This window comes from Mesorhizobium album, assembly GCF_033977205.1.
In the GTDB taxonomy this organism is placed as follows: domain Bacteria; phylum Pseudomonadota; class Alphaproteobacteria; order Rhizobiales; family Rhizobiaceae; genus Mesorhizobium; species Mesorhizobium album.
In genome coordinates this window covers 1-1,119 of the sequence record NZ_JAVIIW010000134.1, presented here as the reverse complement: position 1 = coordinate 1,119, position 1,119 = coordinate 1, and the positions used below count along the sequence as shown (strand labels likewise).

Below are 1,119 nucleotides of genomic sequence, written 5' to 3'. Positions count from 1 at the left end.
AGATCCCATGATGAGTGGTGGACAGCGGCCTGAGGGAGATCAGAGTCGGTTTGCTACCAACCACTCTGAAGGGATTTGCCATGACAGCAGAACCAAACTCGCCCCGAGCCGCTATCCGGGTTGATCTTGGCGCAATATTCGTCTCGTTGGAACTGTCGAAGTCGACGTGGCTGGTGACGTCGCTATCGCCCGGCAGCGAGAAGATGTCGCGTCATTCGGTAGCCGGCGGCGATCTGCCGGCATTGCTGACATGCCTGAGCCTCTTGCGCGAGAAGGCGCGGGCGCGGGAGGGCAGGCTCTATCGCGTGGTTGTCATCCAAGAGGCGGGGCTCGATGGTTTCTGGCTTCACCGCGCGCTCGCGGCGGAATGCTGGATCACCAGCCATGTCGTGGATGCCGCCTCGATCGCGGTGTCGCGCCGGCACCGCCGGGCGAAGACCGACCGCATCGATGGGGAGACACTGGTTCGCACGCTGATGGCGTGGATGCGGGGTGAGCCTCGGGTCTGCGCGATGGTCCGTGTGCCGGCGATTGAGGATGAAGATCGCCGCCGGGTCGGCCGCGAGCGCAAGGCACTGGTTGAGGAGCGTAAGAGACACGTCAACCGGATCAAAGGGCTGCTCTTCACTGTGGGTGTGCGCGGTTATGAGCCTGCGCGTCGCGACCGGCGCGAGCGTTTGGATGACCTGCGCACGGGGGATGGCCGGCCGCTGCCCGCCCATCTCAAGGCGCAGCTGTGCCGTGAGCTCGACCGGCTCGAATTGGTGAACGAGCAGATCAAAGCCGTCGAGGCCGAGCGTGATGCCCAGAGTGCAAAGTTGGAGGCGACCGCCCCGCAAGCGATGCTCGAAGAGATCAAGGGCATCGGCGCGGAGTTCGCCAGCACCCTGGCACACGAGGGGCTGTTCCGTCAGTTCGGCAACCGGCGCCAGATTGCAGCCTATGCAGGGCTCGCACCCTCGCCATGGCGAAGCGGCTCGATCGATCGTGAGCAGGGTGTCTCGAAGGCAGGCAATCCGAGGCTGCGCACGACGATGATCCAACTGGCCTGGCTCTGGCTGCGCTATCAGCCGGCCTCGGCCCTGACGCGCTGGTTCCATGAACGGGTCAGCATGAGCG

The 1,119-nt window shown here is 64.6% G+C and carries 1 protein-coding gene; it reads left to right on the top strand.

The window, feature by feature from the left end:
* Nucleotides 1-80: 80 nt before the first annotated feature.
* Nucleotides 81-1,119: IS110 family RNA-guided transposase (locus RFN28_RS34575; protein WP_320291594.1), on the top strand; the 1,039-nt coding region annotated here is incomplete at its 3' end.